This window comes from Oleiphilus sp. HI0132, assembly GCF_001635845.1.
This window is the reverse complement of the sequence record NZ_LWGJ01000115.1, coordinates 1-842: the sequence shown is the minus strand read 5'-3', so window position 1 is coordinate 842 and position 842 is coordinate 1. Positions and strand designations below refer to the sequence as shown.

1 protein-coding gene is annotated in these 842 nt (G+C 47.3%); it reads right to left on the bottom strand.

Features of this window, described 5'->3' with window-relative positions; genetic code table 11:
* The coding region (locus tag A3766_RS01530) for a calcium/sodium antiporter (RefSeq protein ID WP_068641521.1) at positions 1-804 on the bottom strand (804 nt) is incomplete at its 3' end.
* Positions 805-842 lie beyond the last annotated feature (38 nt).

Below are 842 nucleotides of genomic sequence, written 5' to 3'. Positions count from 1 at the left end.
CTCTTCACTAATCGGGATGCCACCCTGTGAGATTGGGTGAAGAAATGCAGGAATTGCTAGCACTGCTAATAGATTAAACAAGTTTGAGCCGATAATGTTTCCCAAGGCAAGGTCGTGATGGCCTTTAAGGGCGCTTGCAATGGAGGCTGCAAGTTCGGGTAGGCTGGTTCCAATGGCAACAATCGTTAAGCCGATGATGATTTTGCTCACGCCGAGCTCGGTAGCGATGCCAACTGCCCCCCAAACCAAAAGCTTTGAACTGGCGAGCAATAGAGCAATACTTATAGCTAGAAGAATGTAGGCTTTTTTTGCAGAGATGGATCTGCTGTCTTCTATTTCATCGATTTCTCCCGCGGGTGCGTTTTGAAGTTTGGCGAGAGCAATGAGTGAAATAAACAAAATTATAGATAGTGCAACACCGTCGAGTGCATCCAGCATGCCGTCACTGAGTAATAGGGTGGCCAAGAAAGTCGCGACCATGAGTACCGGGAACTCAACCTTCAGAATTGCCTTTTTAAGGGGGATGGCCGAGACCAGTGCTGTTGCGCCAAGTACTAGGGCAATGTTTGCGATATTCGAACCGATCGCATTTCCTACCGCAAGGTGACTTGCATTGTCTAGTGCTGCAGTACCTGAAACAATTAATTCGGGAGCTGAGGTGCCGAAGGCAACAACTGTTAAGCCGATCATCATCGGTGTCATGCCAAGGTTGAGCGCTGTAGCGACGGCGCCACTGACGAATCGGTCAGCACTCCAAATAAGAACAATAAGCCCGAGGATAATTGCTAAAGAAAATAGAAGCATAGGTTAGTATCTAATCAATGTTTTTTCTAGGGGTGTAA